Origin of the sequence: uncultured Brachyspira sp. (genome assembly GCF_910578695.1) — a bacterium.
Lineage (GTDB): Bacteria > Spirochaetota > Brachyspiria > Brachyspirales > Brachyspiraceae > Brachyspira.
This window is the reverse complement of record NZ_CAJTQJ010000049.1, coordinates 1-16,805: the sequence shown is the minus strand read 5'-3', so window position 1 is coordinate 16,805 and position 16,805 is coordinate 1. Positions and strand designations below refer to the sequence as shown.

The following is a 16,805-nucleotide window of genomic DNA, read 5'->3' as shown; positions in this document are numbered from 1 at the left end:
CACAACTCACAACTCACAACTCACAACTCACAACTCACAACTCACAACTAATCTAAAAATTTATACTTTATATTTTAATGCCTTTTCTTTCGGCATTGCATCAGTTTTTCATCTTGATGATAAAGGCTATAGTTCAAGATATAAGATTTTATTATATAAATTAATCAGTCATATTTATGCATTTGAAAATAGCAGAGGTATAAAGTAATAATGAAAAAGAAACTTGCTATTGTTCTATGCGGTACTTCAAATATGATATTTGCTATTGCTGCAGCTATCATAAATTTTAAAAATATTTACAGAGGCTCAGAGTATGAGTTTATAATTTTTAATGACGGTAAAATTACAGAGAAAGATAGACAATTAATAAACGGCATACATAAAACGATATTCATAGAATATGATTTTCCATTAAAAAATAAATTAAAAGATAAGACTATAAGCGTTAAACATTTTACATATATGGTATTTGCCAAATTTGAATGCTTAAAATTATTAGATAAATATAAAACTGTTATATATACAGACTATGATATATTTATAGCAAGCGATATTTCTGAATTAGAAATAAAATCAATATCAGGAGTTAAAGCTTTGATAAATGAGGGAAGCTGTTATAATAATTTTATAAACAAAATAGAAAGATATAATATGTATGCAGACAGTATTCTTGGAGGGCTTATAGTATTTCAAGACCATTTAAAAGATTATAATAAACTATATGACTTTTGTTATAAAATAACAGCCGAATATTTTGATAATCTATACTTTCCTGAGCAAGCTGGCTTTAGCTTGATGGTACAGGAGTTTAATATTACGTATGAAAAATTGGATTTGAATACTTACTGTTTACTGCCTAATAAATATACTCATTTTAAGGACGCTAAAATATTACATTCTTACGGATTTCATAAATTTTGGAATGGAATAATGGAATAAAAGATGATTCTTTTAATCTATGGAATGAAAGCTATCAAAAATGGCTGTCTATCGGCGGCAGCAAATATAAAAAATTAGATAATATTTTGTATAAGTTTTTATTAAAAATGTTATGGTTTATTCCTGTAAGAAAGTGGAGAGATTCTTTTAGATTGAAATTTATGTAAATATATAGTTTATAATATCAAAAGTTATATTTTTAATGGGTGAATTTTTTATATATTATTATTTATTAAATTTATTATAATTAAAATAATTAAAATTTAATAATTTTTATTTTACAGTATAATTTAAAATGGAGTTATTTATTATTGAAATAATAACTTAACTATGTTATAATATAAACATAAAAATTTAATTTGAAGGAAGTAAACATGGCTACAACCCCTATAAAATTTATGGATGTTAGATTTATTAATCCGTTTATTGTATCTCTAGTATCGATATTCAAAGAAATGGCTGGTCTTACTATGGAAAAAGGAACTCTTGTAAAAGGACAAGGGCGTAAATTATTTTCAGGGTACGGAGTTGCTATAGGAATTGTCGGCGATGTTAACGGACAGGTATTATATGAATTTCCTGAAAACTTTTCTCAGCTTCTTACTGAAAATCTTACAGATAAAAAACGCGGGGAATATGATTCTGAAGATGAATTTGAAGATATGATGAGAAGCGTTATTAATGAGATGGGAAATACTATAAGCGGACTTGCTATAACCAAGTTGGCTGAAGAAGGTATAAGCTGCGATATTACTCCTCCTATACTTTACTTTGGAAAAGAAATACAAATTATACCTAAAAATTTGCAGACTATAATTATTCCTTTCCAATCTTCTCTTGGATTTGTAAGCGTTAATATTGCTATGGATGCATAATAAATATAAAATTATAAAAAACATAATTCATAAATGATAAAAAACATAATTTATATATTTATCATAATATCTATATTATTGCTGTCATGTGCTAATACTATAAACGATAATATAATAAAAGCAGATAATATAACTAAAAATGAATTAAATATAAATGATAAATATAAAATTACTCCGAATGCATTAAGGCTGCAATTATTATCAGAATACACAGAAATACATTACGGCAATAAACTTATATACTTGGATAATCCTCAAATAATAGTTGTTCACTCTACAGAAACTCCTAATTTAGAAATAGCTGTAAATATATTTCAAAAAGATATTCTGCATGGAAGGCCTGATATAGAGGCAGGAGGCGAAGTTAATGTCGGCACGCACTTTTTGGTAGATTTTGACGGAACTATATATGCAAATACACCTATTGAATATATAGCAAGGCATACTGTAGGATTTAATTATACATCTGTAAGCATAGAAAATATAGGATATGCTGATAAATTAACAAAAGAGCAATTAGAAGCAAATGTAAAATTAATAAAATACATAAAAAATAAATATAAAAGTATAAAATATGTGATAGCACATTATGAATATAAAAATAAAACATATCCTCATTATTCTCTTTATAAAGAATTGAATAATAAATATATTAATCCCATAAAAAGAGATCCCGGAACTAATTTTATGGAGGAACTTAGAAAAAGAATATAAAATTAAGGTTTATAATTTATGGAAATACTGCTAGTTTATTTATTTGAAATATTTATAATTATAATTCTTGTTATGCTCTCTGCATTATTTTCAGGAAGCGAGACTGCATATACATCTATAGATGATGTTACTTTAATGCGTTTAATTAGAGAGAAAAAAATAAAAGAAGAAGATAAAAAATATTGGGAAAAATCAAGTTCTATGATACCCACCATATTAGTTGGAAATAATATAGTTAATATAAGTGCAAGCTCTATAATAACAGTATTTGCTATGAGGCTTGCTAATACTATACCGAATATATCATCTAATTTAATGGTTACAATATCTACAGTTACAATAACTGTACTTATTATAATTTTCGGTGAAATACTGCCGAAAGTATTGATGAGAGTTAATGCTGAAAAGATGATACCCTATCTGCTATATTTTATGAAATTCTGTCTCTTTTTGTTTAAGCCCATAACTTTTTTAATGGATAAGATTACAACTTTTATAATGAATTATTTTGTACCTAAAAAATTAAGAGATGCAGAAAAAAAAAGTGCATTATCAAGTATGGATGATATCACAACAATAATACATTTGGGACATAAAGAAGGTATTATAAAAGAGCATACTCATGAACTTTTAACAGGAGTAATTGATTTTAGAAATAAAACTGTAGAAGAAATAATGACGCCTCGTGTTGATATGGTATGTGTTGAAGCTGAAACCGATATAGGCGAAATAATAAAATTAACTGTAGAAACAGGACTTTCCAGATTTCCTGTATATGAAGAAACAGTTGACCATATAATAGGAATATTTCATACCAGAGCTTTATTTAAAGAGTATGTAAAAGGTGTGGGAAAAATAAATAAAAAAATAAATAAAATAAAAAAGAAAGCTATTGATTATATAATGCTTCCTTATTTTGTACCTGAAACTAAAACAATAAGCAGTTTATTTAATGATATGCAGAAAAAGAAGCTTCAAATGGTAATTACTATAGATGAATACGGAGGAACATCAGGACTTGTTACTATGGAAGACATCATAGAAGAAATAATGGGAAATATTGAAGATGAAAGCGATAAAAAAGAAGCGGATGTTATAAGATTCAAAGGTAAAAGAATAATAGTAAATGGAAATGCCTCTATAGAAGATGTAAATAAAAATTTAAAATTAGAGCTTGAACATAAAGAATATCAAACTATAGCAGGATATGTACTGGATATGCTGGATCATATACCTGAAACTAATGAGCGTTTTATTTTAAAAAGTTATAGAGGGAGAATTATAAAAGTTGAAGACAGAAGAATAGTTGAAATAGAATTTACGCCTTTAAAATACATAAGAACTAATGATGATAATATAGAAATGCTAGATATTTATGATATAGAAAAAAATGATTTAGAAATTCAAAATGAATAAGATAATTAAAAAAATAAAAATATAATAATACACAAATAGGAAAATAATTATGCTTAAAAGAATAATCATTGCTTTATTTTTAATACTATTATATTCATGCTCTAATGATAATCAAAATAATAAAAATACAGATGAAGATTATAAAAGTATTAAATTGGTATTTACAGGCGATATAATGACGCATCCTTCTCTTGTAAATGCATTTAAAGATAATGATGTTTTAATAGATTTAAAAGATTATTTTCAAGGAGATATGGTATTTGCGAATTTAGAATTTGCTGTTAATACCAATAAACCTCCTATGCCTTATCCTGAATTTAACGGCTCTTTAGATTATTTACAATACTTCTTTAATTATTTTAATACTTTTTCAATAGCAAATAATCATGCTTATGATCAAGGAGCTCAGGCAGAAGCTGAAACTGTATCAGAACTTCATAAAAATAATAAATTAACTTTAGGAGGCTCAACCAATTCTACAAGCATAGCTCCTATAATAACAAATATTAATGATATAGCTCTTTTTATATCTGCATATACTATGCTTGATAATGGAATAAGCCATAAAACTAACAAAAACGGACATTTCTATTTTATGAATTTCTATCCTAAAAAAGAAGACTTAATAGAAAAAGTAAAATCTGATTTGGCACTTGCAACAAATAATGAAATAAAAATAATATCTCTTCATTTCGGATTAGAATATACAACATATCCCGAAGAAAAAACTATAGAAACAGCAAGAGATTTAATAGAAAGCGGAGTTGACATAATAGTAGGACATCATCCTCATGTTCCGAGACCTGTTGAAATCTATGAAGGTACTAATCATAGCGGAATAATAATATACTCTCTTGGTAATTTCATTGCGAATCATAAAGGAAGATATCCGCATCTTGATATAGGTACTGTAGTGTCATTAGAAATCAATAAAAATAAAGAAATAAAATTCTCTTATGTACCAACATACTATGCATTTTTTAAACAAAACGGATTTGAAATAATTATGAAGCCTATAGATGAGGATCCTAATATTAATATGCCTTCATTATCAAGTAATTATGCATACAGCACTTATGATACTAATGCTATAAAAAAAGGCTATGAACTTATACAAAATTTTTATTCGCCTCTTACAAATGAGAAAGTAAAAAATATGTTTGCAAATAATATAACTAATAATAGTTTGGCACATAATTAAAATTTGATTTTATCATTTTTATATATATAATCAATTTGTCTGCCTTTATAGTTTTTGCATAAGAAAATATAAAAATTATCTAATTTTCTGATATCATTATTTAATAGTTTTCTATATGATTGAAAATTTGTAATATACTCAATATTATCAAAATATTTATAGAGTAAATTTGTATCAGATGATGCAGTTATATAATAAAAATCATTTCCTATAAAATCCTTATCATCATAGAAAAAATCAAATACTGTAGGGTGATATGTACCCCAATTTAAACATACTGCTTCTTTTTGAGGATTAATATAAAAATTAATCATTGAAGGTATTTGATAATTTAAACCGAATATTCTTATATTTTTATTCATATTAGAATTATAATACTCTTTTAACTCAAATCTTATAGCATTGTATTTATAATATCTGTCAGTAGGATCTCCTTTTATTGGTATAATTGGAAAAAAATACTGAAATACTATTATGAATACGGCTATATTACAAAATAATATATTAGCTAAAAATAAATTCCTAATATATTTTTTATTCCAATTTTTTGATATATAATATGATACTAAAAATAATCCCCCTGCATACATAAATAAAGCCCAATTAGCCTCTAACTTATTCTTAAAAGATTTCTGCAGTATATAAATGAAAGGTATTAATGATATAAAAGCAAAATAAAAATTATTTTCTATCTCTTTTTTTTTAAAAAAATTTATATATACTTTTACAATTAAATAGCAAAATAATATAAAAAATAAAGGGCTGTATAATCCTATCTGTGCTCCCCAAAAATCCAAAGTTCTACTAATACTTCCCTCTTTTTGAAGCTGTCTATATAAAGCATATTTTATAAATGTAAAATCAGTCTGAAAATTGTATATTATAAACGGGCTGTAAACTAAAGCAGCAATAATAAATGATAAATAAAATTCTTTAGATATAAATATATCTTTTCTATTTTTTGAAATCAATGTAAAAAAACATATCGAAGCACCTACAAATATTGCTCCTTCTTTAGATAACAAACTCAAACCAAACAAGAAACCTGCCAAATAAAAATAATTTTTATTAGAATAAATTGCTTTATAATATGCCATTATAGCTAATAATAAAAAATAAAACATAGGCGTATCTATAGTTACAATTAAAGAAAGCCCCGCAAAAAATGGTATTGTATTAAAAAGTATAACAGAAATAACAGCAGTATTTTCATCTTTTTCTTTTACAAAAAATAAATATAATAAAACAGAAACTAATATACTTGTAATAATACTTCCAAATCTTACTCCAAATCCAGTATTTCCAAATATAATCATACTTAATTTCATAAAGAATGCTATACCGCCTCCATGGTCAAAAAAACCAAATGGTAAATGTTTTGTCCACAATGCATAATGTGCTTCATCATCTATTAAAGTAGTAAATGTTATTAATATTATTCTAAGGATATATGAGAATATTATAAATATAAATGAAACTAGAAAAATTTTACTGCTAATTATTATATTTATAAATTTTTTGATATTATTTTTCATAATTTCTATCCTCTTTATTTTTTATAATAAACTCAGGTCTATTTTTTATTTGTTCATATATTTTTGATAAATATTCAGAAATTACAGATAAGCTCAAAAGCTGAACGCCGCCCATAAAAATAACAGTTATCATTATAGAAGACCAGCCTTTTATAATATCCGCATTGAAAAAAAAGTATTTAATAAAAATATAAAAAGATAATATAATTCCTAGAAGTATAGATAAAACTCCTAGAATTAAAGATATTCTTAATGGTTTTGTAGAAAATGATATTATGCCTGTTAAAGCCAGATTAAACATTTTTTTATATGTGTATTTAGTCTTACCTGCCTCTCTAGGTTTTCTATTATATAGAAATGCCTGCTGTTTAAATCCCATCCAGCTAATTAACCCTCTAATATATTTTGGATTTTCTTTAAACTGTTTATAGGCATCAATTACATTCTTAATCTATTAATCTAAAATCTCCTGTATCTATAGGAAATTTAATATCTGATAATAAATTAATTAATCTATAAAATAAATTAGAAGTTATTTTTTTAAAAAAATTTTCACCTTCTCTATAAATTCTTTTTGCATATATAACATTAGATTTTGATTTTACATATTCGTCTATCATAGAAGGTATAAGTTTCGGAGGATCTTGTAAATCTGCATCTATTATAATTGCTATATCTACAGAGGCTTTTAAAATACCGCAGCCTGATAACCGAAATTTCTAGAAAAAGAATATAGTTTTATATTATTGTTATTTTCCTGATATTTATCTATTATATATTCTGTATTATCATCACTTCCGTCATTTACAAAAATAACTTCATAATCTTTATAAATTGATAATATATTTATTAATCTATTATATAATTTTTCTATAACAAGTTCTTCATTAATAGCAAGGCACTATTACGCTTATTTTCATAATAAAGTACCAACTATAAATATATTATAAAAAAAATTTTGCAATGGCGAAAGAAAATGAATTTTAATTGAAAGATATAATGATAAATTTTGATAATAGTTATTTAATTGCTGTTTGCTGTTTCATTAAGATACCTTAAACTAGCTTTTAGTATTATAAACTATATTTTTTTAATTGCAATACAATAAAATATTTTTTATAAAAAAAATAACTTTTATTTGAACTTCTTTATTATTATCTATAAACTCGCTAAAAAATAGCTGATAAATTTTTTATTGGTTTATTAGCCGTTTATTATTCTCACAAATCTCAAATGCCCGCAATTTTTATAATATCAGAAGTATTAAACAATCATAACATATAAATAATATTGATTAATTAATAATTTAATTTATAATGCAGAAATATTGTTATTTTTTAATATAATATAAATTTAATTAGAGAAAATCATTTATGCCCAAATTATTAATATCAAGCGATTTGCATCTAAGTATTCAGGAAAAAGAATATTCTCTTTCCGTTTTGGACGAAATTATAGAATATGCAGAAAATTATGATGCTTTAATGCTTCTTGGAGATACTTTTAATACATTTGAAGATTTAGAGGAATTAAAAGATATATTCTCAAAAAAAATGGAAAATTATCAGAAAGATGTATATTTACTTAAAGGCAATCATGAAAATTTAAAATCAAGAGGCATAACATTAAATAAATTAAAATTTCCAGATAATGTTATAGTAATAGAAGATATAAGTTTCTTTAATATTGATAATTTAGATATTATAGCCCTGCCCTACAGCGAAAAATATACTATAGATAATGAAAAAATTAAAAGAATTAAAAATTTAAATGCTGATAAGAGAATAGTAATAGCTCACGGAATCATTGAGGGTACATTATGGTCTATAGAAGAAAATGAAGAGGCTCTAGGCATACCTATAGATATAATAAAAAAAATAGAGCCTGATACTGCAATAGTAGGACATATACATAAACAGATGGAAATTAATATTGAAAATATAGAAATAATATATACAGGTTCTGCCAGAGTTTGGAGAAGAACTAAATCAGAAATGGGTGTAAGAAGATGTTTAGCTATTGATATAGAAAATAATTCCATTAAAAAAACATTTATAAATATAAAAAATGCAGGAGAATATAGGGCATACGAAATAAATATTAATAATTTATCAAATTTAGAACAGAAAGCCTCAGTATGGGGAAAGAATGATATAATAGATATAAATATTTATGGAATAGCAGATGATGAAAATGAGATTGAAGAGAAAATAAATATAATAAAAAATAAATATTCAAAGTATCTTAGAGATATTAATATAAAAACTTCAGAATTATTTTTACTTGAAAATGCATACAGTGAAAGCATTATAAAAGAGTTCTTAGAAATAGCTGATGAATATGAATTTAATACCAATGATGAAGAAGATTTGGAAATATCTGAAATGGCTAGAAGAATAGGCATAGAAAAAATATATGCTGCTTTACAAAATAAAAAAAGATAAAAAAACGGAAAATAAAAATGATATTAAATTTAAATAGATTCGGAAAGTTCAAAAACAAATCTTTTGAAATATCGGATAAACTCACATTATTTTACGGAGAAAATGAATCAGGAAAAACAACTATATTTGATTCTCTAATGCTTTTATTTTCAGAAAATAAAAAAACTTCATCATTTGCAAAGCAGATAAAATTAAGATACGGAGATGATATAGATATTAATACAATCCCAAATATAGATGAAAATATAAAACTTCATCCACAGTCTTATAATAATTTATATTCTATAAGGCAAAGCGAAATAATATTTGAAATGTCAGACAGCAAAAAAGATTCTAAAGATTGGGAAAGCGAGATAAAGAAAAAATTATTCGCTTCAGATATAGATATTGGTAAAATAATATCGGAAGTAAAGGCAGAATATTCAGGAAAATCACAGAGTTCTATACCTGTATTATTAAAAAATCTAAAATACAGAAATGAAGAAATAAAAGAAGAATTAAATAATCTATACAGCAAGGCTGATACAGAAGTAAATAAAAGAGAAAGATTAAAAGAACTTGATGAGCTATTAAAAGAAAGCAATAATATTTTAAAAGATAAAGCTGATGAATATAATAGATTAGTTTCTTTAATAGAAGAAAAAAATAGGTCAAAAGAAAAAAATAACTTATTAAATATAATAACTATGATAAATGAATTTTATAAAAAAGATAAATTCATAAAAGAAAATATTAATCTTCAAAAAGATCATTCAAAAATAATAAATGATGCAGAAAAAAAACTTGATGAATGCGAAAATAAAATATCATATTTGAAAGGAAAAATAGAATCTTTACAAAAATCTTCAGAAGATAAAAATAAAACAGATTATCAAAGCATAATATTAAGAATAAATAAAGCAATAAAAAAAACAGATGATTTAAAAGAAAAAAATAAAAAAATACCGAAAATAGTTTTTTTAGCTGTTATGATTTTCATATCAGCATTATTAAGTTTATTTTTTAAAAATACTTATTGGTTTTTAATAATACTTCCTTCTATACCATTTCTTCTTATAAAAGAAAATAAAAATGATAAATTTATTAATGATATATTAGATTCTCTTCCTGAACTTGATATAAACTCTGAAAGCTTAGATATATCAGAATTAAAAGATATACTTTTAAAAGAACTAGCTAAAATAGAATTAATACTTGAAAAAAATGATAATGAAGAATTAGAAAAATATAATAAAGAATTAGAGGAAGCCTTAATAAATTTAAAAAATTATAATGAAGAATTGAATATTATTTTTAAAAAACTTAATATAAAAAATAAAGAAAATTATTATGAGATAAAGACTAATTTTGATAATGTATATAAAAGCACTGAAGAACTATTTTCAAAACTTATTATAGAAGCAAGGAAATTCGGCTTTAAAGATATACCTACATTAGAAGCTAATTGCAGCAGAATATTAAAAGAGCTTGATGAGAAAGGAATTAATCCTGATGATTTTAATGAAATGGAAATTAAGGCATTAGAAAATAAATTAAAAATATTAGACAGAGAAATTAATTCTATAAAAGATAATATGAATAAAGTTATGTCAAATGCTTCTTATATTCAGGGAGAACTTAACAGTGCAGATAATATACATAACAGCATAATAAATTTTGAAAGCGAACTTGCCTGCAATAATGAAGAGATAAGAAATTTAAATAAAAGAAAAAAGGCTTTGGAGCTTCTTGAAGATATGCTTTCAAAGATAAATAAAAAAAATGATGATATATTTAATTCTCTTTCAAATGAAGCTAAAGTTTTATATAATCATATAACGGGTAAAAAATTATCAGATGAAGGAATTGAAATGTCAGGTTTTGACAAAAATAAAATAATGGTAAAAGATAAGCATAATGAAAGCAGAAATGTAGAATTATTATCATCTGCTACAAAAGATGCTGTTTATATAGCAATGCGTCTTTCTATACTTACAAAAATACATGAAGCTGGAAGATTAATACTTTTAGATGATCCTTTTATTACATTTGATAATAATAGAATCAAAGAAGCATTATCATTTATAAGAGAATACTCAAATAAATATAATATACCTATAGCAATATTTACTAAAGATATATTCATAAGAGATATAATGAAAAATTATAAAGAAGCAATTATACATGAATTATCATAATTATTTATAGTATTGTATTTTTATCAATTTTTTATACAATATAATCATTATAAAAATATCGGCAGCATTATGAAAAAAATAGGTATATATATAGATTTAGAAAATATATCGCATTTGGGTTATGAAATTAATTTTGAGTTTATGCTTAATAATATAATTTCATTTTATAAAAATAATTTAAAAGATAAAGAAATATTTTATTCTATAAAAAAATCATACGCAGATGCAAAGTCAATAAAAAAATATGCTAAACAGCTTAGAGATTTGCATATAGATATTATTTATTCTGTGCCTGTGAATAAAACTAAAAATATGGCTGATATGATGTCATCAATAGATGCTTTTGAAGATTATATTATAGATAAAAAAACAGATATAATCATATTTGTAACCAGAGATGTTGATTATACTGTTATTATGGATAGGCTTAGCAGATACAATGCTTTAGTAGGAATTGTTACTATATTTGATAATACAAAAAGAGGCATATTTAAAAATACAAGCAGTCATATATTCAAAATTGAAGATTATAAGTTATCAGAAATATATGAAAATGAAATAAAAAAAGAAAATAGTATAGATAAAACAGAATTTTTAAATTTCTTTTATAATAGAGTTTTAGAAATAAATAATAGCCAAAATACTGAAGCTATAAAAATTTCTATATCGGATATATGCAATAAAATCAATGAAGACTTCAATCTTGAAAAGGGAAAAAGTGCAATAGAACAAACACAATTTAAAAAGATAAAAAATCTTCTTAAATATTTAAACAATAATGGAATAGATACAAAAATAGATAATGATGATTTTTATATTAATGATATGAATATATTTAATAGTATGATGTCAAAAATTCTAAATATAAACAGCTTTGAAATAAGCGAAAAAAATTTTGTATTGGCTTTCAAAGAAATACTTTATAATTATGAAGAAAACTATAATATTTCTCTGGCTAATACTATGAATGAAATTAATAAAAAATTTAAAATAGGAAGTAATTCCAGTGCTGTAAAAAATACAAGATTTAAAAAGCCCAGCAGATTTATAGATTATATAATAAAAAAAGATGTTCCTATTGAATTAACTAATAAGGGAAATAGTTTTATTATTAAAGATAAAAATAAAGTATTGGAAATATTAGAAAATATATAAATAAATAATTATTAGAGGCAGTATTATGTTAAATATAATGGTTATTGGAATTGGATTAATGGGAGGCTCTTTAATCAAAGCATTAAAGGCAAGCGGTGAAAATTATAATATATATGCTGCTGATACAAATAAAGAAAATATAGAATCTGCATTGAAGCAAGGCTATATATCAAAAGGCTGTTATAATGATGATAATAATATAAAAGAATTTTTTAAAATATCTGATATTATTATGATATGCACATTGCCTTCTATAGCAATAGATATTATAAATAGATACAAGCATTTAATAGATGATAAAAAAATACTTTCTGATTTCTGCGGAGTGAAAACTGATATTTTTAATAATACTAAAGATAAAAAATATGTAGGGCTTCATATTATGGCTGGTAAAGAAAAAGGCGGATATATAAACTCTTCTGAAACTCTATTTAAAAACTCTAATGCCATTATAATAAATAATGATAATGCAGATGAAAATGATATAAAGATAATAGAAAAATTATCCATTGACATAGGCTGCTTAAAAATTACAAAAACAACTGCAAAAAAGCATGATGAAATGATAGCCTTTACAAGTCAGCTTATGCATATAATAGCCTGCAGTATTGTTAACCATAATGATTTTTTATCTTCGCTTGGATTTGAGGGAAACAGTTTGGGAGATCATACAAGAGTAGGTACTATAGATGCAGATATGTGGAGTGAATTATTTTTATATAATAGAGATTATTTATATGAATCATTAGACAAATATATAAAATGCCTCAATGATTTTAAAAATGCATTAAATGATAAAAATACAGATAAATTAAAAAAACTTATGCAAAACTCTAATAATATAAAAAAAGAATGGAGCATATTAAAAGAAAAAATAAATATCTAAATAATAATTAAATTTTATGTCCCCATAAAAATATTAAAAATATGAGGACATAAATAATAAATGCTTTCTAATATTAAAACAATATTATTATAAATATGTAAAAAACTAAGGTTTGACATTATAAATAATACTGATATAATAAATAAAACAATTATTTATGAAAAATATAAATACAATCTAATACAAACTACGGATATACCTATACTATGAAATTAATAAAATTATTGAAAAGAATTAATAAAGAAAAAGAATTAGATATATTAGATTATAAAAAAAAATATGCAGAGAGTAAAAAAGATAAACTTCGCTTTGAAAAAATGCTTCAAAAGTCTTTCTCAATGGGGCTTATCATAAAAAAATCAAATAAATTAAAACTCACTAATGAAGGAATTAAATATTTAGAGAGAGAATTAAAAAGAATAGAAGAAAGAGAAAAAGATACATTAAAGAATAAAAAAGAAAGATTAAATTTCAAAAAAAATAAATCTGACAATAGAAATAAAAAAACAAGCATAGCTAAGCCTGAAATAAAAATAGATATTAATAATGCCAAAAAAGATGCTGAAATAATAGCAAAGTCATATAATGTACCTACAGAATTTTCAAAAAAATGCCTTGAAGAAGCAAAATTACTGCCTGATAGTATGGAAAATATAGAATTGGAATTTGACAGAATAGATTTAAGAGATATAAGAACTGTAACTATAGACGGAGCAGATTCTAAAGATTTTGATGATGCTGTAAGTATAGAAAAATTAAATGAGGGCTATAAATTAGGAGTCCATATTGCAGATGTGAGTCATTTTGTAGTTATGGGAAGTGCTTTAGACAGAGAGGCAAGAAAAAGAGGAAACAGTGTTTATTTGATAGATACAGTTTATCCTATGTTTCCGTATGAACTTTCAAATGGTATATGTTCTTTGAATGAAGGTGTGAGCAGATTCACAATAACAGTGTTTATCACAATAGACAATAAAGGAAATATTAAAGAAAGCAGTTTTCATAAAAGCGTAATAAAGTCAAGCAGAAGATTAACTTATGATTATGCTCAGGATATTTTGGACGGTATAGAACAAGATGAAGATTGGCTTATAGAATTATTAAAAAATGCTGATGATGTGAAAAAAATACTTCTTCAAAAAAGAATAGAAAACGGAAGCATTGAATTCAATCTTAATGAAACTCAAATAATATTAGATAAAGGCGGAAATCCTAAAGACTTTTTTATTGGCGAAAGAAAGGAAACTCATAAAATAATAGAGGAATTAATGCTCCTTGCAAACTGCGAAACAGCGAAGAAATTAAAAAATATAAAAGGCTCTATTTACAGAGTTCATGACAGCCCTGATAAAGATAAATTAGACACATTTACAAGAATAGCATTCAACAGAGGATACAGAGTTATAAAAGATGCTGACGGTAATTTAGATTTTCATTCATTTATAGAATCTATAATTGGAAAGCCTGATGAAAAATTGCTTCTTACCCTGCTCCTTCGTTCAATGAAGCAGGCTGTATATGATATTAATAATATAGGGCATTTCGGATTGGGTTTTGAATATTATACTCATTTTACTTCGCCTATAAGAAGATACACAGATTTGCTTACTCATAGGCTTTTGAAAATGTCATTGGAAGGCATAAATAATTTAAAGCCTTCTATGCAGCAATTTTTCAGCAGCTGTGCTCAGTATTGTTCAAAAACTGAAAGAATAGCAGTTGAATGCGAAAGAAGTTTATATAAAGTAAAAGCTGCAAGATTTATGAAAGATAAGATAGGAAACGAATATAATGGAATAATAAGCGGAATTACAAATTTTGGAATATTCGTTGAAATAGAAGACAGAGGCATAGAGGGTTTAATAAGATATGCTGTTTTAAAATCACATTATAGATATGATGAGAATGAACAAGCAGCCTATAGTGAGGAAGATGCTAAATGGTATACATTAGGCGACAGAATAAAAATAGCTGTTTACAAAGTTGATATAAAAGAACTATTCATTGACTTCATACCTGCAAGCGAATTTGATAATAGCTTTGACAGAAGAGATATAATAGACAGCAGAGACTTTTTAAAGAATAAGAAAAATAAAAAAGAAACATATTCAAGAAAATCTAAATCTTCTAAAAATAAAAAGCGTGGCTATAAAAATGAAAGAAAAAAATCTAAAAAAAGAAGATAATATTAAATTTAAGCATTATATTTTTTATATTACAAAAAATATTAATTATATGTATATTCTAGTGAGCATAAAATTTATTATGATTTGTTTTTGCTTAAGAGAATATGCAAAATATTAAGAGTTAAGGATATTATTAATTTTACTTCTTATTGATTTTCTTATTTTTCTAAAAGGTATTGGGTAAACTATTATATCCACAATTTTATTTATTGCTTCTCTTAATTTATTTATTTCTTTTTTCGGAGAATTAGAAGCAAAAATATTCATATATTTAAAATAATTTTCTTTAAAGAACGGAGTTTCAGAAAAATACTGCCAAAATATCATATATTTATCATCTATATTTCCATTATTATTTAGAGATAAAGGTTTTGATAAACCTGCATAATTGAGTACTTTTATATCATATTGATCAAATTTTTTAGCATATTCTGGCCACTCTAAAGATATATGTAAATTAAAATCAACATATACTGTCATTTTTCTATAAATATAATATAGTATGTGTTCATCTGTAAATATGATATTCATATATTTTTCAAAGCATTCATCAGACAATTTTTCTATATTTTGTATTCCTTGTTTTTCTCTTATATTTTTAATATTAAAAAATAGAATCGAACTGCCAAAATAATCTCTTTTTCTCAAACCAATTTCTTTCATCCAATTTTCAAATTCTTCATTTATCCAATATAAACATTTCTGATCGTTTTGTATAACAAGCAGAGAGTAATTAGACATATCAAATTCAAAAAATTTACTGACACTGCTTAAAACTAACATATCAGCATCTAAAAATAAAACATTATCTAAATCTTTAAGTATAAACGGAATATCTAGTTTTATAAAAATACTATAATGATGTTTTATCCAAGGTTTTATCTCTTTTAATTTTTTCATCCAATTTTTATATTTATTAATATTATCTGATTTATAAAAAGATATATCAAAATATTTTATTTCTCTCAATTTTATCAATTTATTCTTATTAATATTTTCAATATCTATCTCTATTATATGAAAATGAAATCTATCTTCATTAGAAGAATTTTTTAATATTGAAATAATGGCTGCTGATAAGTATTCTACAAAATTATTATCTGATATTAAACATATATTAATTTTATCTTTCATAAGAAAATCCTGAAAATATTATTTTATAGAATGCAAAATAAATTAATCCTATCAAGGAAAATAGGTAAATATAAAAAATATTTTTACTAATTAGACTTGACTTGACTTGACTTGACTTGACTTGACTTGACTTGACTTGACTT

The 16,805-nt window shown here is 24.0% G+C and carries 15 protein-coding genes and 1 pseudogene; 12 read left to right on the top strand and 4 right to left on the bottom strand.

The window, feature by feature from the left end:
• The 7 genes from QZ288_RS10680 to QZ288_RS10650 all read left to right on the top strand — a co-directional run.
• On the top strand, nt 1–208 hold a 208-nt coding region (locus tag QZ288_RS10680), incomplete at its 5' end, for a hypothetical protein (protein ID WP_295158719.1).
• Between the two features lie 2 nt (nt 209–210).
• Nucleotides 211–939: a glycosyltransferase gene (locus tag QZ288_RS10675; RefSeq protein ID WP_295158717.1), complete on the top strand. Its 729-nt coding sequence runs from the start codon at nt 211–213 to the stop codon at nt 937–939.
• Nucleotides 918–1,106: a hypothetical protein gene (locus QZ288_RS10670; protein WP_295158715.1), complete on the top strand. Its 189-nt coding sequence runs from the start codon at nt 918–920 to the stop codon at nt 1,104–1,106. The genes QZ288_RS10675 and QZ288_RS10670 overlap by 22 nt, the downstream gene beginning before the upstream one ends.
• 207 nt (nt 1,107–1,313) lie before the next feature.
• Nucleotides 1,314–1,814 (top strand): chemotaxis protein CheX, encoded by a 501-nt coding sequence (locus QZ288_RS10665; RefSeq protein ID WP_008725054.1) that lies wholly within the window; start codon nt 1,314–1,316, stop codon nt 1,812–1,814.
• A gap of 33 nt (nt 1,815–1,847) precedes the next feature.
• Nucleotides 1,848–2,528, top strand: a complete 681-nt coding sequence (locus QZ288_RS10660) for a peptidoglycan recognition family protein (RefSeq protein WP_295158711.1) — start codon at nt 1,848–1,850, stop codon at nt 2,526–2,528.
• Between the two features lie 18 nt (nt 2,529–2,546).
• Nucleotides 2,547–3,944, top strand: coding sequence for a hemolysin family protein (locus QZ288_RS10655; protein WP_295158709.1), 1,398 nt, complete (start codon nt 2,547–2,549; stop codon nt 3,942–3,944).
• Between the two features lie 49 nt (nt 3,945–3,993).
• On the top strand, nt 3,994–5,145 hold the full coding sequence (locus QZ288_RS10650) for a CapA family protein (protein WP_295158707.1): 1,152 nt from the start codon (nt 3,994–3,996) through the stop codon (nt 5,143–5,145).
• On the opposite strand, the gene QZ288_RS10645 is transcribed toward QZ288_RS10650, so the two are convergent.
• The 3 genes and pseudogenes from QZ288_RS10645 to QZ288_RS10635 all read right to left on the bottom strand — a co-directional run bounded on the left by QZ288_RS10645 (nt 5,142) and on the right by QZ288_RS10635 (nt 7,515).
• Nucleotides 5,142–6,680 (bottom strand): glycosyltransferase family 39 protein, encoded by a 1,539-nt coding sequence (locus tag QZ288_RS10645; protein ID WP_295158705.1) that lies wholly within the window; start codon nt 6,678–6,680, stop codon nt 5,142–5,144. The genes QZ288_RS10650 and QZ288_RS10645 overlap by 4 nt on opposite strands.
• Entirely contained in the window at nt 6,670–7,059 is a 390-nt protein-coding gene (locus QZ288_RS10640) for a hypothetical protein (protein ID WP_295158703.1), read from the bottom strand. Before QZ288_RS10640 ends, QZ288_RS10645 begins: the two co-directional genes overlap by 11 nt.
• Nucleotides 7,060–7,126: 67 nt before the next feature.
• Nucleotides 7,127–7,515 (bottom strand): annotated as a pseudogene (locus QZ288_RS10635) (glycosyltransferase).
• A gap of 538 nt (nt 7,516–8,053) precedes the next feature.
• Here QZ288_RS10635 and QZ288_RS10630 point away from each other — a divergent pair.
• The 5 genes from QZ288_RS10630 (at nt 8,054) to QZ288_RS10610 (ending at nt 15,528) form a co-directional block, all read left to right on the top strand.
• Nucleotides 8,054–9,124 (top strand): metallophosphoesterase, encoded by a 1,071-nt coding sequence (locus QZ288_RS10630; RefSeq protein WP_295158701.1) that lies wholly within the window; start codon nt 8,054–8,056, stop codon nt 9,122–9,124.
• A 17-nt stretch (nt 9,125–9,141) separates the two neighbouring features.
• Nucleotides 9,142–11,301, top strand: coding sequence for an AAA family ATPase (locus QZ288_RS10625; RefSeq protein ID WP_295158699.1), 2,160 nt, complete (start codon nt 9,142–9,144; stop codon nt 11,299–11,301).
• Between the two features lie 69 nt (nt 11,302–11,370).
• Nucleotides 11,371–12,456: an NYN domain-containing protein gene (locus QZ288_RS10620; RefSeq protein WP_295158697.1), complete on the top strand. Its 1,086-nt coding sequence runs from the start codon at nt 11,371–11,373 to the stop codon at nt 12,454–12,456.
• Between the two features lie 25 nt (nt 12,457–12,481).
• Nucleotides 12,482–13,342, top strand: a complete 861-nt coding sequence (locus QZ288_RS10615) for a prephenate dehydrogenase (RefSeq protein ID WP_295158695.1) — start codon at nt 12,482–12,484, stop codon at nt 13,340–13,342.
• 206 nt (nt 13,343–13,548) lie between these two features.
• A complete protein-coding gene (locus tag QZ288_RS10610) occupies nt 13,549–15,528 on the top strand; it encodes a VacB/RNase II family 3'-5' exoribonuclease (protein ID WP_295158693.1) in 1,980 nt (659 codons plus the stop codon).
• A gap of 114 nt (nt 15,529–15,642) precedes the next feature.
• On the opposite strand, the gene QZ288_RS10605 is transcribed toward QZ288_RS10610, so the two are convergent.
• The gene (locus tag QZ288_RS10605; protein ID WP_295158691.1) at nt 15,643–16,662 is read right to left on the bottom strand and encodes a glycosyltransferase; all 1,020 of its coding nucleotides are present in this window, start codon (nt 16,660–16,662) and stop codon (nt 15,643–15,645) included.
• Nucleotides 16,663–16,805: the final 143 nt, after the last annotated feature.

Excerpts from the sequence above, each read along its gene's own strand:
- QZ288_RS10675 (WP_295158717.1), top strand. The coding sequence starts at position 211 with ATGAAAAAGAAACTTGCTATTGTTCTATGCGGTACTTCAAATATGATA.
- QZ288_RS10665 (WP_008725054.1), top strand. The coding sequence starts at position 1,314 with ATGGCTACAACCCCTATAAAATTTATGGATGTTAGATTTATTAATCCG.
- QZ288_RS10660 (WP_295158711.1), top strand. The coding sequence starts at position 1,848 with ATGATAAAAAACATAATTTATATATTTATCATAATATCTATATTATTG.
- QZ288_RS10655 (WP_295158709.1), top strand. The coding sequence starts at position 2,547 with ATGGAAATACTGCTAGTTTATTTATTTGAAATATTTATAATTATAATT.
- QZ288_RS10650 (WP_295158707.1), top strand. The coding sequence starts at position 3,994 with ATGCTTAAAAGAATAATCATTGCTTTATTTTTAATACTATTATATTCA.
- QZ288_RS10645 (WP_295158705.1), bottom strand. The coding sequence starts at position 6,680 with ATGAAAAATAATATCAAAAAATTTATAAATATAATAATTAGCAGTAAA.
- QZ288_RS10640 (WP_295158703.1), bottom strand. The coding sequence starts at position 7,059 with ATGGGATTTAAACAGCAGGCATTTCTATATAATAGAAAACCTAGAGAG.
- QZ288_RS10630 (WP_295158701.1), top strand. The coding sequence starts at position 8,054 with ATGCCCAAATTATTAATATCAAGCGATTTGCATCTAAGTATTCAGGAA.
- QZ288_RS10625 (WP_295158699.1), top strand. The coding sequence starts at position 9,142 with ATGATATTAAATTTAAATAGATTCGGAAAGTTCAAAAACAAATCTTTT.
- QZ288_RS10620 (WP_295158697.1), top strand. The coding sequence starts at position 11,371 with ATGAAAAAAATAGGTATATATATAGATTTAGAAAATATATCGCATTTG.
- QZ288_RS10615 (WP_295158695.1), top strand. The coding sequence starts at position 12,482 with ATGTTAAATATAATGGTTATTGGAATTGGATTAATGGGAGGCTCTTTA.
- QZ288_RS10610 (WP_295158693.1), top strand. The coding sequence starts at position 13,549 with ATGAAATTAATAAAATTATTGAAAAGAATTAATAAAGAAAAAGAATTA.
- QZ288_RS10605 (WP_295158691.1), bottom strand. The coding sequence starts at position 16,662 with ATGAAAGATAAAATTAATATATGTTTAATATCAGATAATAATTTTGTA.